The sequence below is a fragment of the Zhongshania borealis genome (assembly GCF_039539625.1).
Classification (GTDB): Bacteria; Pseudomonadota; Gammaproteobacteria; order Pseudomonadales; family Spongiibacteraceae; genus Spongiibacter; species Spongiibacter borealis.
Window position 1 is genome coordinate 158,757 of the sequence record NZ_BAABDM010000003.1, and the last position, 16,264, is coordinate 175,020.

At 49.6% G+C, this 16,264-nt stretch carries 15 protein-coding genes; 2 read left to right on the top strand and 13 right to left on the bottom strand.

Features of this window, described 5'->3' with window-relative positions:
* Positions 1-15: 15 nt before the first annotated feature.
* From ABD836_RS10065 to ABD836_RS10125, 13 genes are all read right to left on the bottom strand, one after another.
* Positions 16-3,156: an efflux RND transporter permease subunit gene (locus tag ABD836_RS10065; RefSeq protein WP_344935323.1), complete on the bottom strand. Its 3,141-nt coding sequence runs from the start codon at positions 3,154-3,156 to the stop codon at positions 16-18.
* Positions 3,149-4,318 (bottom strand): efflux RND transporter periplasmic adaptor subunit, encoded by a 1,170-nt coding sequence (locus ABD836_RS10070; protein ID WP_344935325.1) that lies wholly within the window; start codon positions 4,316-4,318, stop codon positions 3,149-3,151. Before ABD836_RS10070 ends, ABD836_RS10065 begins: the two co-directional genes overlap by 8 nt.
* Entirely contained in the window at positions 4,315-5,703 is a 1,389-nt protein-coding gene (locus ABD836_RS10075; protein ID WP_344935328.1) for a TolC family protein, read from the bottom strand. The genes ABD836_RS10070 and ABD836_RS10075 overlap by 4 nt, the downstream gene beginning before the upstream one ends.
* 206 nt (positions 5,704-5,909) lie before the next feature.
* Entirely contained in the window at positions 5,910-7,604 is a 1,695-nt protein-coding gene (locus ABD836_RS10080; protein ID WP_344935329.1) for a Na(+)/H(+) antiporter subunit D, read from the bottom strand.
* Complete coding sequence (locus ABD836_RS10085) at positions 7,591-7,875, bottom strand: hypothetical protein (protein ID WP_344935331.1); 285 nt, start codon at positions 7,873-7,875, stop codon at positions 7,591-7,593. Before ABD836_RS10085 ends, ABD836_RS10080 begins: the two co-directional genes overlap by 14 nt.
* Positions 7,872-9,347, bottom strand: a complete 1,476-nt coding sequence (locus ABD836_RS10090; protein WP_344935334.1) for a proton-conducting transporter transmembrane domain-containing protein — start codon at positions 9,345-9,347, stop codon at positions 7,872-7,874. Before ABD836_RS10090 ends, ABD836_RS10085 begins: the two co-directional genes overlap by 4 nt.
* Positions 9,347-10,822, bottom strand: coding sequence for a monovalent cation/H+ antiporter subunit D family protein (locus ABD836_RS10095; RefSeq protein ID WP_344935336.1), 1,476 nt, complete (start codon positions 10,820-10,822; stop codon positions 9,347-9,349). The genes ABD836_RS10090 and ABD836_RS10095 overlap by 1 nt, the downstream gene beginning before the upstream one ends.
* Positions 10,816-11,172 (bottom strand): cation:proton antiporter subunit C, encoded by a 357-nt coding sequence (locus ABD836_RS10100; protein ID WP_344935338.1) that lies wholly within the window; start codon positions 11,170-11,172, stop codon positions 10,816-10,818. The genes ABD836_RS10095 and ABD836_RS10100 overlap by 7 nt, the downstream gene beginning before the upstream one ends.
* Positions 11,169-12,161, bottom strand: coding sequence for a DUF4040 domain-containing protein (locus ABD836_RS10105; RefSeq protein ID WP_344935913.1), 993 nt, complete (start codon positions 12,159-12,161; stop codon positions 11,169-11,171). Before ABD836_RS10105 ends, ABD836_RS10100 begins: the two co-directional genes overlap by 4 nt.
* 33 nt (positions 12,162-12,194) lie before the next feature.
* The gene (gene mnhG / locus ABD836_RS10110; RefSeq protein ID WP_344935341.1) at positions 12,195-12,515 is read right to left on the bottom strand and encodes a monovalent cation/H(+) antiporter subunit G; all 321 of its coding nucleotides are present in this window, start codon (positions 12,513-12,515) and stop codon (positions 12,195-12,197) included.
* Positions 12,508-12,789, bottom strand: coding sequence for an MrpF/PhaF family protein (locus tag ABD836_RS10115; protein WP_344935344.1), 282 nt, complete (start codon positions 12,787-12,789; stop codon positions 12,508-12,510). Before ABD836_RS10115 ends, mnhG begins: the two co-directional genes overlap by 8 nt.
* A complete protein-coding gene (locus ABD836_RS10120; protein ID WP_344935346.1) occupies positions 12,786-13,256 on the bottom strand; it encodes a Na+/H+ antiporter subunit E in 471 nt (156 codons plus the stop codon). The genes ABD836_RS10115 and ABD836_RS10120 overlap by 4 nt, the downstream gene beginning before the upstream one ends.
* Positions 13,257-13,330: 74 nt before the next feature.
* Positions 13,331-13,762, bottom strand: a complete 432-nt coding sequence (locus ABD836_RS10125) for a Rap1a family protein (protein ID WP_344935348.1) — start codon at positions 13,760-13,762, stop codon at positions 13,331-13,333.
* A 337-nt stretch (positions 13,763-14,099) separates the two neighbouring features.
* Between ABD836_RS10125 and ABD836_RS10130 the strand changes: the two genes are divergently transcribed.
* Positions 14,100-14,819: a response regulator transcription factor gene (locus ABD836_RS10130; protein ID WP_344935350.1), complete on the top strand. Its 720-nt coding sequence runs from the start codon at positions 14,100-14,102 to the stop codon at positions 14,817-14,819.
* A gap of 71 nt (positions 14,820-14,890) precedes the next feature.
* Positions 14,891-16,180, top strand: a complete 1,290-nt coding sequence (locus ABD836_RS10135) for a sensor histidine kinase (protein WP_344935353.1) — start codon at positions 14,891-14,893, stop codon at positions 16,178-16,180.
* Positions 16,181-16,264 lie beyond the last annotated feature (84 nt).

The window sequence follows — 16,264 nt, forward strand, 5'->3', positions numbered from 1 at the left end:
ACAGCAAAGGCTCAATTATGTGATGGTAGTCGTAAGTAAGCGATTCTTTGCCCGAGTAAATAGCGTGGCAACATCGTGTTGAACATACAACAGAGAGGGAATAATGATAAGCGTTATAACTGTCGCAAACAGAATGCCGTAAGCAAGTGATACTGCCGCGGGAATGAGAAATTGCGCCTGCGTTGAGGTTTCGCCCATTAACGGTGCTAGACCTACGTAGGTAGTGACCGACGTTAAAAACACGGCGCGTAGGCGACTGCGGCAAGCTTCGCTGATCGCATCGTGGATATTGTCGGCTTCTTTTTTAATTTCATTGAATCGCGATACCAGTAATAGGCTGTCATTCACCACTACGCCACTCAGGGCGATAATGCCGTTAAACGAGAGGATACCCAAGGGCAGGTCATTAAACCAGTGGCCTAGAATAGCGCCGACCACCCCAAAGGGAATGGCGGTCATGATAATTAGGGGCTGCACATAAGATTGTAGCGGAATGGCCAGCAGCATAAAAATGATCAGCAGCGCCATAATCGACACCTTAGCCATTGATGTTTGGGTTTCTGCCTGCTCTTCAGCTTCGCCGGCAAAATGCACATCTAAGCCGGGGTATTTTTTAAGCAGTGGTGGAATGATCTGGTTTTTTAGTTGGGCAACGAGCTCGGTCGAAGACAGCAGGTTTTTATCGACATCGGATGAAATATAGATGGCGCGCATATTGTCGATACGGGAAATCGATTGCCGGGTGAAGCCATAGTCGATGGTGGCAATACTCGACAGTGGCACCACACTGCCATCGCTGGTGCGAATCTTGGCTGCCAATAAATTAGATGGATTACCTCGGTCAGATTCTGGGTAACGCACTTTTACTTCGACTTCGTCAGTACTGCGCTGGAAGCGTTGTACTACTTGGCCTTCAAAGGCTTGCAGGACTTGAGTTGCTAGACCCTGGGTGGTTAAACCCAGCGCTCGACCTTGGTCATTTAACTTCAGCACAACCTGGGGTTGACCGGGGGTAAGGTTGTCTTCAATGCCATTCACCGCGGGGATGGCTTCTAGTTTTTCTTTCAATGCTTGGCCCGCTGCGGCCAATACGTCGTCATCGCTAGAGCGTAATTCAACGCGCAGGGCATCTGCCATGTGGCGGTGACTGCGAATGGTTAAGGACAGTGCGCCTTCTAAGTTGCCGGCGAGTTTACGCCAGCGCGAGGTGAATGCATCCATGCTATAAGGGGTGTCCTCGCTTAACTCGACGGTCACTTGGCCAGATTGAATACCGCTTGATAGCAGTTGTAGATTGACGATACTGGTGTCTCCGACATTGCCACGTAACTGAGCATCGGCGGTATACGCGGTTTTTTCCAGTGTCAGTAAATTTTGATGGGTAATACCAAAGCTGGCGTCAGCCTGCATAGTCAGAGCTGCTTGGGTGGTATCGCCACTAATGGAAGGAAAGAAACTCAATTTCACTGCGCCGGTGAATGGCATGCTTGCCACACCAATGAAAATAGTGAGGAACAACACCAGAACGGCATAGCGCTGGCGCAAAGCTGTTTCAATCACTTCGCGATAGCAACGTTCGGTAAACCAAAATACGCCTGCATCAATGGCGTTCTGTAATTTCTGCCAGCCCTTTGTTAATGGATTTTTCGCTGCGTTTTGCCGGGTATTCAAGTGCGCGAGGTGAGACGGCAGAATTAATTTAGATTCCACTGCTGACAGTAGCAGACAGATACCCACTACCACGGCGAACTGAGAGTAAATCTGACCCAAATTACCGCTGACTTTGGAGAGTGAATAAAAAGCAGCGACGGTGGTGAGTATGCCGAACAGGGTCGGCAGGGCGACATTCATCGTGCCCTTAATGGTATTGTCCAAGGTGTCGCCATATTTAGCGCGCTGAGTATAAATACTTTCGCCTATCACCACCGCATCGTCGACAACTATCCCCAGCGCCATGATTAGCCCGAAGGTAGAGAATTGATTTAGCGACATGCCCATGACGCTATCGCCCATTAAAAACAGGGTGCCGAAATAGATAAACGGCAGGCCCAGTGCAACCCAGATTGCCACACTTAAATTTAAGAATAGCGCCAGCATAACAAATACCAGTATTACGCCGAGCAGGGCATTTTTTACGAGTAGATTGAGGCGATCCATGATGCTTTCGCTGCGATCATACCAGCTTGCCAGTCGCACGGACTCTGGCAGACGGCCATCTTCAAGCCACTGGTCTACAACCTGCTGAGCTCCTTTTACGGTATTGGAAATATCATCGTTCCCAGTGGTGATAACTTGCATAGCGATGCTGTCTTTGCCGCCAAAGCGGGACAAAACTGAACCTTCGTCATCAAATGTGTCGTGGATAGTGGCAACGTCACCGAGGCGAATTTCGGTGCCCTCAGTGCTTGTTAACAGAGGAATATTGGCAAACTCTTTTTTCTCATATGCCTGCTGTGCGGTTTTTAATTGCAGATAGATATTTTTTTCATTCAGCACCGGTGTGCGCGTCGTCGTAGAGCCATTGTTAACCGCGGTTTCAACATCGGACAAGCTTAGGCCGTAGGCTTGCAAGCGGCCCTCATCAATTTCGATCGACATCATGGGGTCGAGCTTGCCACTAATACTGACCTTGCTAACATTGGGATTGGCGAGTAAATCCGTTTTGAGTCGCTCAGCTAATTGTTGAAGGTTATGGCGATCCATTTCGCCATAAAGTTGCAGCCAGAGCGCGTGTTCTTGTCGTTGCGCCTTCTCAATAACAGCTTGTTCAGCTTGGTCGGGAAGATTGGAGATGGCATCGACTGCGGATTTTACATCGCGCAATAATACGTCTAAATCATAATTGGTTTTCTTTTCGACGGTTACCGACACACCATTGGCAGTCGAGCTACTGGTAAGGGATTTAATGCCGATAACATCTTCTAATGAATCTTCGATTTTGATGGTCAGGCCTTCTTCTGCCTGCTCGGCTGAACCGCTGTCGTAGACCATCGACACGGTTATCTTATCGGGTTCTAAACTGGGAAAAGCTTCTTTGCGAATGCTGCCCATTTCCATTACGCCAAGCACGATCACCAGTAGCAGCATCAAGTTGGCGGCGACCGGATTGCTGGCAAACCAGGAAATAATACCCCGCATGGGTCCACCGTTATTCATTTTCTAACTCCTGGGGCTGTGCACCCATCCCTTCGGTATAGCTACTTAATGGATGAATCAGCACGTGTTGGGCGGCGCTGGCGAGTTGCGCTGGGGGAGTTAGATAGAGTTTGTCGCCAATACTAAATTGGGGCGTGGCATCGAAACTTGCTAACAGGCTGTTGGCGTCGATATACCAAATTTTGCCCCGCTGGCTAAGGGCGGAGCTTGGCAGTTCCCATAGTCCCTCTACCGGACGGCCTTGAATACTGGCTTTGACGAAGGTGCCGGGAATTAAGCTTGGTGATTTCGTCATGGGTGATTCTACTGCCACCACCAGTGCGCGTTGGCGGGTGCTGCTATCGAGGTGACCCTCGGTGCGCAATACCTGCCCTGTCCATGAAGCGCCGGTCTCCACATCCGTAATTGTTGCCGTTAATGGCGTAGCGTTTATGTTCTCGGTCGTGGGCAGGCTTTGCCACTGTTGGGCGCTCAGTGGAATTTCTGCTTCTAAGCGGCTGGCACTGTATAAGGTGCCAATCGCACTGCCTGTTTGTACAAAACTGCCTGGTGCAATATCGCGCGACACAATTACCGCGTCAAAAGGCGCGGTAATACGGCTTTGTTCGAGGTCTTTTAATGCACTGCTTAAAGTGGCCGTGGCCTGGTTCACGGCGGCTTTAGCGGTAGCGACTTGGGGTTTGTGCAAGACCAATTCTGAGTCAGGATCGCCGTCTAAACCTGACGCCTGCCACTCTATTTGGGCCTGAGCCTGCTCACGTTCGGCTTCAAGTAGGGCCTGCTTAGCGGCTTCCAAATCATATTTTGCCTTGGCAACGGTCGCGCGGTAATCACTGTCTTCGATCTTTGCGAGTAGGGCGCCGGCTTTAACCAACTGACCGGCTTCAAAGTCGGTTGATAAGGATTCGATGCGGCCGCTAACGTAGGCTGTTAAGGCTAATTGATACCGGGCCTTCATTTCGCCATGACCAATAATACTGGCCTGATACTCGCCGATATTGACGATGGTGGTACTTACACTAGCCTTCTCGTGCTGTTCTGCCGGTTTTGGCATGGGTTTTTTCATTTGCGCTTTGCTGGCGGCCATCACATAGAGAACAACAGAAATGAGCAGGGCGATGGTTAGCAGTAGAATAAGTTTAGGGGATAGTTTGCGGCTCATGCTTGTACTCCAAGGCCCAAGGCGAGACCGAGGGTGATCCGGTTCGCGAGTCGTTGATAAATAAGATTGTCGAGTTGCGCTGCTAGGTCATAGTTTTGCTGTTGCACACTGAGCAAGTCGAGAATGTCCACTAAGCCCGCGCGGTATTTACTTTGATACTGGGCTTCGGTGCGTTCGGCGGCAGCAAGTGCATCGGTAATGTGGCGCTGACGTTTGGCTAACTCCTGTTCACTGCCAAGTGCATCTTCTACTTCGGCAACTGCGGTGAGAAGTGCTTCTCTGAACACTTGGTAGCCTTGGGCAGTTTCTAAATCAGCAATTTTTGCGGCGGCGCGCAGCTCGCCGCCGCGATATATCGGCGCGACTAATTGTCCTAACAGCGACCAAGCAGGACTTTTTAGTAATGCCGATGAGAGGGATGTCGCTGAGTCGGTAAGTGCCGCCTGTAAGCTAAGACTGGGTAACATGTCTTTGTATGCGGCCTTGCTGCGTAGGGCTTTGGCCTCAATGGCTAGGTACGCGGCTTGTAAGTCCGGGCGTCGTTGTAGATTTTGATTAGGCAGAGCCTCTATCGGCAGCAATACATCAGGGTAGTGTGTGGTCGGCTGATAATCGACAAGATCACTCTGGCCAAGTAATTGGCTTAAAGCGCGCCGCTGGCGAGCTAAGTCTTCAGCGTATTCCGCCATGGTGGCTTTTGATCGATACACGGCGCTGCGCGCAGTATCGATATCTTCGAGTTTACCGAGTCCGCTGCGGTAGCGGTTTTCGATAAATTTGGCGGTTTGTTCAAGACTGCTATGTCGCTGGCTTTCAATATCAATGGCATGCCCTAGGGCGATGCTGTTTAGCCAGGCGGTTATTACTTCGGCCGCGAGTGCGTCCTTTGCTGATTGATACAACGCCTGCTGCTCGGCAATATCTTTAGCGGCCGCCAGGTAGCGATCGTTCAACTTGCCCCACACATCGAGTTGCCAGTTGAGTGTCAATGAGCCGCTATAGCTTGTGTCGTTGTTTGCTGCGCTGCTGTCCTTTGTATCTTGCTTGGCTGCGTTGAGACCTGCGTCCAGTTCGGGAAGTCTGGCCGCGCCAGTTTGGCGGCGTTCCATTTGACTTATTTTTAAGGTGAGTAAGGTTTGCTGCAGGCTAGGGTTAGCGTCGACGGCACGTGAAATTAGTGCATTAAGACTGTTTGAACCGATAAGGTCCGGCAGGCTTATCAAATTCGCTTCGCTTTTCTCTGCAGTGGTGTTCGTAATAGGCGCAAAATCCCGTCGGGCTTGATCTGCGTAGCTATGGCTATTCGGTGTAGCCGCGCAGCCAACCAAAATTGCAGAGCTCAGGCAAAGCGCGGCCAAACGCTGAGTAGTGGTTGATGTAGGCAATGGTTGATTCCCTGTATTCGCTTGCTGTCAAAGGAAATAGTCCGTGGCCGCCAGACAGCGAGGACTATTCTTGCAGTGAAGAGTAGTGGATTGCGGGTTAAGACAGGGTTAAGCGATGAAGGGCTTTTTCACTAAAAGGGAGTTTTTTATTGGAGGGGGTAGTTGTAGGTAAAATTAGGCCCGTCCGACGACGGGCCTTAGTATTACTATATAAATCGGATTATTAGTAGCAATGCGAGTAGCGCGACCATCCATGCCACCATGCTGCTAATTGATATAGTGCGGGAAAATATTCCATTACTGCCGTGCAAGTTGCCTAGTCTTTGTTCGAAGGCATGGCCTGCGCTGATTATTTGCCCACGAGCATATGTGTCTACCTTACGGAAAACTCGGCCGCAGGCATTGATAAACATCGGTATCGGGCGTCTATACAGCCAATCTACGTCTAAGTTGGTTGACGGTAATTCGGGTGGATACAAACCTTTCAGATTTAGCCAAACAAACGCCAGTGCCGAGAAAAATAGCAGCTGAGTCTGGGTGAGAATGTGGCTCACGTCATAGGCGCTGTAATTGGTGGGGAAGGGCAGATGCTGATAAAGCAATTGCGGAAAGATGCCTATGGCAATACATAGCGTGGCGGCAATGCCCATTGCTAATAGCATATTCCAAGGGGCTTCTTTGCAGCGAATACCTGAATCGTGTGCAAAAAAAGCGAAGTAAGGAATTTTAATACCGGCGTGATGAAATACACCCGCTGACGCGAATAGCAACAATAACCAAACGATATCAAAGTTCTCTTTGAGCGCTGCCGACATGATCATTGATTTGCTGACAAAGCCGCTAAACAGTGGGAATGCTGATATAGAGGCCGCGCCAACAATACAGAGTATGGCGGTTTTCGGCATCGATTTATAAAGGCCGCCGAGTTCGGAGCCATTAATGCGCCCAGTGCGATATAGCACCGCGCCCATAGACATAAATAGCAGGCCTTTAAAGATGACGTCGTTAAAGGCGTGTGCAACGGCGCCGTTGATACCTAGCTCTGTGCCAATACCAATACCCACCATCATAAAACCTAGCTGGTTAACCAAGCTATAGGCGAGTACGCGACGTAAGTCGTTTTCAATAACGGCGAAGAATATAGGGAAACAGGCCATGGTGGCGCCGATATACACCAGCAATTCAGTGCCGGGAAAGCCTCTTGCCATAGCATACACGGCAACTTTAGTGGTGAAGGCGCTTAAAAATACAGTACCGGTTGGGGTTGCTTCAGGATAGGCATCGGTTAGCCAGTTATGGAAGAACGGGAAGGCGCACTTGATGCCGAACGCCATGAACATAAACCAGCTTGCCATAGAGCCTAGGCCGATTTCGGTAAACATCAGGCTAGCGCTTTGTTGGGCATGCAAGATGATACCGACCAGCAGAAGTAGTCCTGAGATAACCTGAATAATCAGGTAGCGCATCCCCGCGCTATAGGCTCTTTCGGTGCGTCTGGCCCAAATTAAAAACACCGAGGTGATGGCCAGCATTTCCCAAAAAACAAATAAAGTCAGTAAATCGCCAGCAAAGACGGCACCCAACGCACTGCCTGCATAGAGCATAGCGGCCACTTGTTGCATGCGATCTTTGATGTGGAGGGAATAAATTACACTGATTAGCGCGGCAATATGGAATAAATAGCCGAACAATAAACTCAAGCGATCAATGTGAATTGGCTTGAGGGCCATGCCCATTAGCTCGGTTTCGACACTATAGATCGCAGGTAATTGCCAGAGGTTTAGAGCGCTTAGAAGAATGACCACGATCATGACCGGGCCGCGCCAGCTTGCGCCGCCTAGGAGGGCGATGACAGCGCCTAGGTAAAAAATAAGAAACGGCGGTAATTCAATCCCCAGCATGATTGTCCTCCTTGCGAATCAGGCCGGACTGCTGATAATAATCTTCGTCACGCATTAAACCTTTGCGCATCCAGCTTGCAACGATCACAAGTACGACGCAGCCAATAAAGCCGTATAAGGGGTAAAATCCGTAGAGGCCTTCCAGCGGGTGCTCGGTATGGCGATGAATAATAAAATCCAAACCGAATAGCAGGCCGCAAATAACATAAAGGCTAAAAAGAATACGGCGCAGTGTTTCGGGCCGGTCGAAAAAGTCCTGGGAATTGCTCATCGCGTTCCCTCCGTAAATATCTGGGATACCAATTCGAAAAGCGGATTGGGGAAGAAAAACAAGAGTACGCAGGCTCCGGCAGTAATACACAGTGCAAGCAGCGCCGCTGGTGGCGCCTCTTTAATGACGACCGGGCCGGCCTGCTGGCCATTGCCCGAAAAGAAGGCGCGCAGCGGAATGGGCAGCAGGTAGGCGATGTTTAGTAGGGAGCTGAGTAATAATACGGCCATGAGAACAAGTTGCTCGGTTTCCAATGTAGCCGTAAGTAGCCACCATTTGCTCCACGTTCCCGCAGTGGGTGGCAGGCCAATAATACTGAGCGAGGCAATAAAAAAGGCAGCCATCGTGATGGGCATTTGTTTGCCGAGCCCGGCCATATCGCTAATATCGCTTTTGTGACTGGCCACTAAAATGGCGCCTGCGCAGAAGAACAGGGTTATTTTGCCGACCGCATGGGTTGCTATGTGCATCACGCTGCCCACTACGCCACTTTCAACAGCAAGCAGCGCCCCAACGGTGATGTAACCTAGTTGGCTGACTGTGGAGTAGGCTAACCGAGCTTTAAGATTGTCTTGGCGGAGGGCGACCAACGATGCCAAGACCACGCCTGCACCGGCTAGATACAGCAGGTAATCTGTTGCTGGGATTTGCTGCAGCGTCTCTAGCCCGAAAATGAAGACTAAAATTTTAACAAGACTGAACACCCCAGCTTTTACCACGGCCACGGCGTGGAGTAAGGCGCTGACCGGAGTTGGAGCGACCATTGCCGCAGGTAACCAGCGGTGAAATGGCATGACAGCCGCCTTTGCTACACCGAAGACGTAGAGCGCGAGAAGCAGAGACAGTAAGCCAGTGCTTAATTGCTCAGGGAAAATGCCGCCGGGGCGAAAGTCGAGGGTGCCGGACACTAGCCATGTCACAATAATCGCAGGAAGGAAGAAAGCAATCGACGTACCCATTAGTATCCCAAGGTAGATACGGCCACCTTGTTTGGCTTTTTCGGTGCCAGCATGGGTTACTAGGGGGTAGGTGCATAACGATAAAACTTCGTAGAAAACAAATAGAGTGAACAGGTTTTCTGCGTAGGCAATCGCCATTACTGCCGCCAAGGATATGGCAAAGCAAGCGTAGAATCGGGTCTGATTATCTTCATTGTGACCGCGCATATAGCCGATGGCATATAAGGTGGTCACGGGCCAAAGTAAACTGGCCACAAGGCTAAACACCAGCCCCATTGCATCAACTTTGAAGCTTAAACTCAGCCCCGGCAGAATCTCCAGCCAGTGCCGAGACAGTTCTTGTCCTTCATTAAAGCTGAAGTACAGCGCTAAATTGATTGCGATCAGCGCAAAACCGGCGAGGATCGATACCGCTTCGCGGATATTCTGCATGCGAGAAAAGGCAAGTACACCCAGCACCGCAATTAAGGGCGTTAGAATCGCTGCATCTATTAACAGGTTTGGCGCGCTCATTAATGCCGACCCTCCTGTAATGCAATTGCCGCTTCGGCGCTGATAGAAACAGGCAGGCGCGTGTCGATGCCAAAATAGATATTACTGAAGACTAACAACCAGAGTGCCAGTAGCATTGCAAAAGGAGCTTCCTTAACGGGGGCGTTGTCGGCGGCTGGTTTAAAGTACAGCGCCTCAACGACTCGCCAGATGTAGACGATTGCCAACAGTGAGCCTAATAGAATCAGAAATACGAGGGGCCAGCGCCCGCTTAATGCAGCCGCGGAAACCAAATACCACTTGCTGACAAAACCCGCCGTTAAGGGCACACCAATAAGGCTTAGGCCGCCGGCTACAAAACCCAAACTTGTCCATGGCATCTTCCGACCTAGTCCCTGCATGGCCGTTAGGGTAGTAGCGCCAATACGGTAGGCGATGGCCGCGAGTGCCATAAACAGGGTGGCTTTCATGAGTGCATGGTTGAAAATATGAAGTAATGTTGCCTGTAGTCCTAATACGCCGCCAATACCTAGACCAATAATCATATAACCGATTTGCGCTACGCTTGAATAAGCGATCGCGCGTTTTATGTCAGCCTGATAGATCGCGGCAATAGAGGCGCTGAATACCGCAACGATACCCAGTGCAATAAAGATATCCTCAAGTGGTATATCGATTTGACTGAATTCACTCGGGAATATCGTGTAGGTAAAACGAATTAGTAAATAAAGCGCGACCTTGGTGGCACTGGCTGCTAAAAAAGTAGTGACGATTGATGGCGCATAACTGTACGCGTTTGGTAGCCAGAGATGGAGGGGGAATAAGGCAAGTTTCAGGCTGATGCCGACCAGAATAAACGCATAAGCGGCAAATACCGTAGAGGATTCACTCGCTGGTGGCAGGCGCGTAGCCAAGTCCTGCATATTCAGCGTGCCGGTCATGATGTAGAGGAAGCCAATACCAATTAAGATAAATGTGGCGCCAATCGTCCCCATAATTAAGTAACGAAAAGCGGCCCATAAGCTCTGCCTAGAGGGCCCGAGCGAAATAAGAGTGTAGGTGGATAGCGAAGAGATTTCTAAAAAGACAAAGACGTTAAACGCATCACCGGTAGCGAGTATTCCCAGCAGACCGGCAAGGCACAGTAGCCAAGCGACAAAAAAGATTGTGTGCTTGTCTTGTGGAATTTCGACATTAATGCTGCTTTGTGCGGCGAGTAAGGCGACCGTGCTGCTGCCGGATACGATGACTAGCAGCCACGCATTTAATAAATCAATGCGATACTCAATGCCCCAAGGTGCTTGCCAGCCGCCGAGAACATAGCTAATTACACCGTCGTGATAGACCGTGTTGAGTAGTGTAGCGGCAATAATGAAGCTGAGGGCGCTGACTAACAGCGCGAATAGCCACGCCAGCTTGCCGCGCCCTAATATTAGACAGGCGGGCGCACCGAGTAGTGGCAGTATAACTTGTAAAATAGGTAAATGGCTTAGCACAAGTGGTCTCGCTGCTGAATGTCAGACTCTTCAATAGTGCCGTAGGCTTTGTTAATTCTTATTACCAGCGCTAGGCCAAGCGCAGTGGTGGCAATACCGACGACTATGGCGGTGAGGATGAGGACGTGGGGCAGTGGGTTGGAATAGACAGTGATACTGTCATTCAGAATGGGCGCACTACCACCGTTAATTTTTCCCGCACTGATATAAAGAATAAAGACAGAGGTCTGGAAGATATTAAGACCAACCAGCTTCTTTACCAAGTTGCCTTGGGCAATCACGATAAAAAAACCAACCATCATGAGTGCGACAACGATCCAATAGTTGTAGTGGGAATACAGAAGTGTCATTCGTTTGGCTCTCTTGGATTATTCAGCTGTGTGGCAAAGCTGTAAAAAATCATCACCATCACGGCGGCGACGGTAATACCGACACCAAGCTCAATAACAATAATGCCAATGTGCTGCGCGGTGATCGCGTTCTCAGCTAATGCAGAGTAATCCAAGAAAGTGCCACCGTTGAGCATGGACACGAGCCCCACGGATCCGTAGAGAAGCACACCGAAGGCGGCTAGCACCCTTAGCGCGGCTGAACTGACAACTTGCTGGGCGAGGTCAACGCCAAAAAACATGGTGTATAAAATAATGGCGGCGGCAAATATTACGCCCGCCTGGAATCCCCCCCCAGGGCCGTACTCGCCGTGAAACTGCACATACAGGGCAAACAGAAGAATTGGGGGAATTAAAATTTTACTGACGATACGCAGTATTTTGTGGTGATGGGCACCGTCTATAACGGGCTTTATGCTTTGAGTGGGTTTTAACATGAGCAATGACAACACGCCGATGCCGGCGGTAAAAATCACGGCTACTTCGCCAAAGGTATCAAATCCACGATAGCTGGCCAGTACGGAGGTGACAATATTCGGAATGCCGATTTCGTCGGCAGATTGGCTGATATACCGCGAACTCACGTGGGAGTGGATTGGTGCGTCTGCCGAGCCAAATGTCGGCATGCCAAGCGTACCGATAAGCAATAACACACCGGTAATGCATACCAAAATTAAAGCTGGGAGGCTTCGGCCGCGATTGATTTTTTCTTTGCGACCAACTAATGCTAGGGTCAGCAACATAAGTAATGGTGATATTCCAGAGCCAACTGCCGCCTCGGTAAAGGCAACGTCAACAGCATCCATCAAGACGAAAAAGCTAGCGGATAGAAAACCATAAATACCGCTTAACATAACTACGGCTACGAGGTCACGGCTGAACACAATGCCTAAGGCTGTTGCGAAAAGTAGGCTGAGCAGGCTGATGTTAATAAAGAGTTCTATAGTAATACCCTCCTCGCCGCAGCGATGCCACTGGTGCTGTTACGCGTCATGGGAGGCGCCTTCTTTGTTTTCGTGTTGTTGGTGTCGCCAGACCGCTTTTGCCAGGGCATGGCTTGCAGTCGGGCTGGTAAATAGAATAAATAATAGGATCATTACGAGTTTGAGCAGAACCAGAGTCCAGCCCGCCAATAGCATTAAGCCTACTAATAAAAGTGTGGTGGCAAGGGTTTCCGTTACGCCAGCGGCATGCATGCGGCTGTATATATCAGGAAACCGTAAAACGCCGAGAGCGCCGGTGAAAATGAGAACACTGCCCATAAGGAGTAGGGCGGCACTTAAGAAACCCAATAGATCATTCATCGGCAGAACGCCCTTCCTCAGCTTTCTGAGTGTGCTCAAAATAACGTAAGAGCGCGATCACACTGATGAAATTCATCAATGCGTAAAGCAGTGCAATGTCGAGGAACTCAGGTCGCCCAAACAAAAAGCCAAGCACGGCAATCAGTAAAACTGTTTTGGTACCGAATAAGTTGGCCGCTAGGACACGGTCAAATATTGTGGGGCCGGCAAACCCCCTGACCATTGCCATGGCCATTACCAGTAGTAAGGTAACCGTCGTTACAGCGAGCATCATTTTTCCAGCAGGTCCACTCGACGGGCCATTTCGCCTGTATCGAGATCATTGAGATTAGCTTGAGTGAGGGCATGTACTAGCACCTCGTTGTCGCTCAGCTCAACGGCAATTGTGCCGGGAGTGAGGTTGATCGAATTGGCATAGATTACACGTCCAATATCGGTTTCTTGACTAACGGGAAAGCGCTTAAACCCGGGGCTGATACTGCTGTTGCCAGTCCATACCCGCTTTACTACATCGATATTGCTGATAACGATTTGTACCGCGAGCCAGCAATAGTAGCGAGGAATATTTCGCGTCAAGTGTATTGGCTGTGATTCGTGATCAACAACATCCATGCGATGGCTAAGCCAAACTACCAGTGCCACCGAGACTGCACCGAAAGACAGCAGCAGGGCTGTGTAGTGGCCCGAATTAGCTAACCATATAGTCGCTAGTAAGGCAGAAATACTGAAGGTATGCTTCATAGATCTCTCTGTGTTGTTAAGCATGAATACTGCTGTAGAAACTCCCTGTTGACGAAGTAACTACAAAGTCTCGCTCAACAGCGGTAGTGGGTTTTCAAAACCTGTGTCATTAGGCCGCTCGCCAAACGATCAGCTTTACCCAGCTCGGTAGTGGCAATCTGCGCGGCGAGGCTTGGAATATTGATGTCGCTTGGTAGGCAATACCGTGCGCCCTTCAATGAATCAATTGCTATGCTGCCTCCTGGGGCTCGGTTTCTTATCGCTCGCTGCGTAAATTCTGATTGCTCGGCATCGGCTACGGTAATATGGCTGCTACCAGAAACAAAACCTTGCAGATAGGCATCACACATTACCCCTTTAGGGCTTGTGGCGCTTGCAATATATTCGACACAACTATATTTCAGCTCTTTGGCGCTGAGCGTCTCAATAGCAATAGTCTTGGCACTACTCAAAAGCCCGAAGCAGATAGCCAGAGATAGCTTAAAATAGCTTTTTCCAATCTGCATCTAGGCTCCTGTTAACCGATTTTATGCGAAGCACTTTGGCATCTAAAGTGTGAAAAGTATTGTCAGGATTGTAACAAAGTGTGCCAGATAGCCGAGTTTGATTGCAACAGTAACTACTCGGAGAATAGTACTTGTCAAACCATTGCGATGTTCGCCAGACTGTCGAACTGCTAAGCTGCTTATGCGGGCTTTAGCCGAGCAACTATAGTAGTTTAGGGCTGTTTGGGCTAGGTGATAAGGCGCAGTAGGCTTGAAATAGGCCAATTGAAGCGTTCCACAAGTACCTAGTTAGCGTGCAAGTTTCGGCGGGATTTATGCAGGATTGGTGGCAAACACGATGGGAATAGATTCAAAGTTATGTATCCTAGTTGTCGACGACAACGAAGATATATTGCAGTTGGTGTCAGAGCTGTTAGTTGCTGAAGGCTATGACGCCGTGACAGCAGATAATGGTGAAGAGATGTATGCGGCACTCTCGCAACGTAAACCAGACCTTATCCTGCTGGATGTCATGCTGCCAGGTCGTGACGGATTTGAGCTATGTCGTCAACTCCGTGCTGACCCAGAAAGCCCCCCGGTGATAATACTCAGCGCAAAAGATCACGAAATCGATAGGGTAGTTGGTCTGGAGCTGGGTGCCGATGACTACATTGTAAAACCATTTGGGAGTCGCGAGCTTATTGCTCGGATTAAGGCCGTGCTGCGTCGCAGTGGTAATACGTCTGTGCAGCGGGCGCAAGGTGTGTATTGTTTTGCTGGGTGGCGTTTTAAGCCTGCCAGAATGGAACTGTTAGATAATGACTCTACAGTGATTCCGCTATCGACCAGCGAAACTGATTTGTTGCTTGTTTTTGTGCAAAATCCGCAGATTCCTCTGTCTCGAGATCGGCTGCTAGCCTTAACTAAGGGGCGTAATAGTGCCGCGTTTGATCGCAGTATTGATTCTCATATTAGTCGTTTGCGTCGTAAGCTCGGCGATAATGCTAAGTCACCGGAAATTATTAAAACCGCTTGGGGGGCGGGCTATCTGTTTACTTGCGCTGTAGACCAGATATGAAAGGGGTGATACCCGATACGCTTAAGGCGCGTGCGCTTCTCCTGCTGACCTTAGTATTTGTGGTATCACACATGATTAGCATAATGATTTATAAGGAGAATCGTTATGCGAGTGTTGTCCTTACCGAAGCGACAGATTTTGGACAGCGCATAATGGGGATTGTGGATCTAGCTTACCGTTTCCCCGCAAATCAGCGGAATGATATTTTAAGCGCTGCGCAAACTCAGTTTTTAACCACTTATCCAGATATCGTACCGATCAAAGCTGTTGCTTGTCAGCAAGATGGTGCTTCTTCTGAAATATCGCGGCGCATTTTTCAACCTTTCGAGACACGTCCCTCTTATCAGGTTGATGTTTGTGTGCGTCGTTTTGGTGGTGTTTGGCCGCTGTTGGGGCAGGAGCAAAAAAAACGCGTGGATATTTTAGTGAATATCCATTTTCCTGATGATGAAACGGCGTCCTTTCATGCAGAGCTTCCTGAGGCAAACTCGCTCTTTAGTGATCGGGTGATCATATATCTTGTCGTGGTTACCGCCCTAGCTTTGTTACTGGCATGGCATCTTATCTTAAAACTTATCGCACCGATCAATAGGCTGGCGGGAGCGGCAGAAAAAATTGGCGTTAACCTCGATGTTGAGTCTTTAGAAGAAGTAGGTCCACGAGAAACCCGCGTGGCACTGCGAGCCTTTAATGAAATGCAAGTACGCCTACAGCGACAATTGCATGGCCAAACTGAAATGTTTGCGGCCATTTCCCACGATTTGAAATCAGCTGTGACCCGCTTGCAGCTGCGTTGTGATTTATTACATGACGAGAAGGAGAGGGAAGGCTTGCAGCGCGTAGTGAAAGACATGCGCTTTATGATCGCGTCAATTATCGATTTTGTACGTGGTGATAGTACCGAGGAGCCGATCCGGCGTATTAGCTTGGGTGATTTATTGGCGAGCTTGTGTGAAGACTTGATTGAGGAGTCGGTACCCATCGAATATCACGTGGATCAAACAGTGCATTTGTACTGTAGACCAATGAGTTTGAGGCGCGCTATACAGAATTTGATTGATAATGCCTGTAAGCATGCAGGTAGCGCCTATGTGGAGATGCAAGTACAGGCAGCAGGCGTATTTATCAATATTGATGATCAGGGGCCTGGCGTCCCGGAGAGTAGACTGGAGGATGTGCTAAGGCCGTTTGTTACCGTTGATGCGTCACGTACTTCGACCTCGTCTGGAATGGGCCTAGGTTTGGCCATTGCGCATAAAATCATTCTCAGCCACGGGGGCACACTTCGCTTGACCAACAAGCCTGGTGGTGGTTTGCGGGCCCAGCTTTACTGTCCTTTTGGCAATCCTTTGCGGTCTTGAGTAGCGCGAGTAGCCAAAGCAAAAATTGGCGCTGCTTATACTCACTTCTCCGCCTTTAAATAATGTATTCGTGATGGTTAACAG

Coding starts and splice junctions, on each gene's coding strand:
- ABD836_RS10135 (WP_344935353.1), top strand. CDS start 14,891: ATGATTAGCATAATGATTTATAAGGAGAATCGTTATGCGAGTGTTGTC.
- ABD836_RS10065 (WP_344935323.1), bottom strand. CDS start 3,156: ATGAATAACGGTGGACCCATGCGGGGTATTATTTCCTGGTTTGCCAGC.
- ABD836_RS10130 (WP_344935350.1), top strand. CDS start 14,100: ATGGGAATAGATTCAAAGTTATGTATCCTAGTTGTCGACGACAACGAA.
- ABD836_RS10100 (WP_344935338.1), bottom strand. CDS start 11,172: ATGACACTTCTGTATTCCCACTACAACTATTGGATCGTTGTCGCACTC.
- ABD836_RS10115 (WP_344935344.1), bottom strand. CDS start 12,789: ATGATGCTCGCTGTAACGACGGTTACCTTACTACTGGTAATGGCCATG.
- ABD836_RS10070 (WP_344935325.1), bottom strand. CDS start 4,318: ATGAGCCGCAAACTATCCCCTAAACTTATTCTACTGCTAACCATCGCC.
- mnhG (WP_344935341.1), bottom strand. CDS start 12,515: ATGAATGATCTATTGGGTTTCTTAAGTGCCGCCCTACTCCTTATGGGC.
- ABD836_RS10085 (WP_344935331.1), bottom strand. CDS start 7,875: ATGAGCAATTCCCAGGACTTTTTCGACCGGCCCGAAACACTGCGCCGT.
- ABD836_RS10090 (WP_344935334.1), bottom strand. CDS start 9,347: ATGAGCGCGCCAAACCTGTTAATAGATGCAGCGATTCTAACGCCCTTA.
- ABD836_RS10125 (WP_344935348.1), bottom strand. CDS start 13,762: ATGCAGATTGGAAAAAGCTATTTTAAGCTATCTCTGGCTATCTGCTTC.
- ABD836_RS10080 (WP_344935329.1), bottom strand. CDS start 7,604: ATGCTGGGGATTGAATTACCGCCGTTTCTTATTTTTTACCTAGGCGCT.
- ABD836_RS10120 (WP_344935346.1), bottom strand. CDS start 13,256: ATGAAGCATACCTTCAGTATTTCTGCCTTACTAGCGACTATATGGTTA.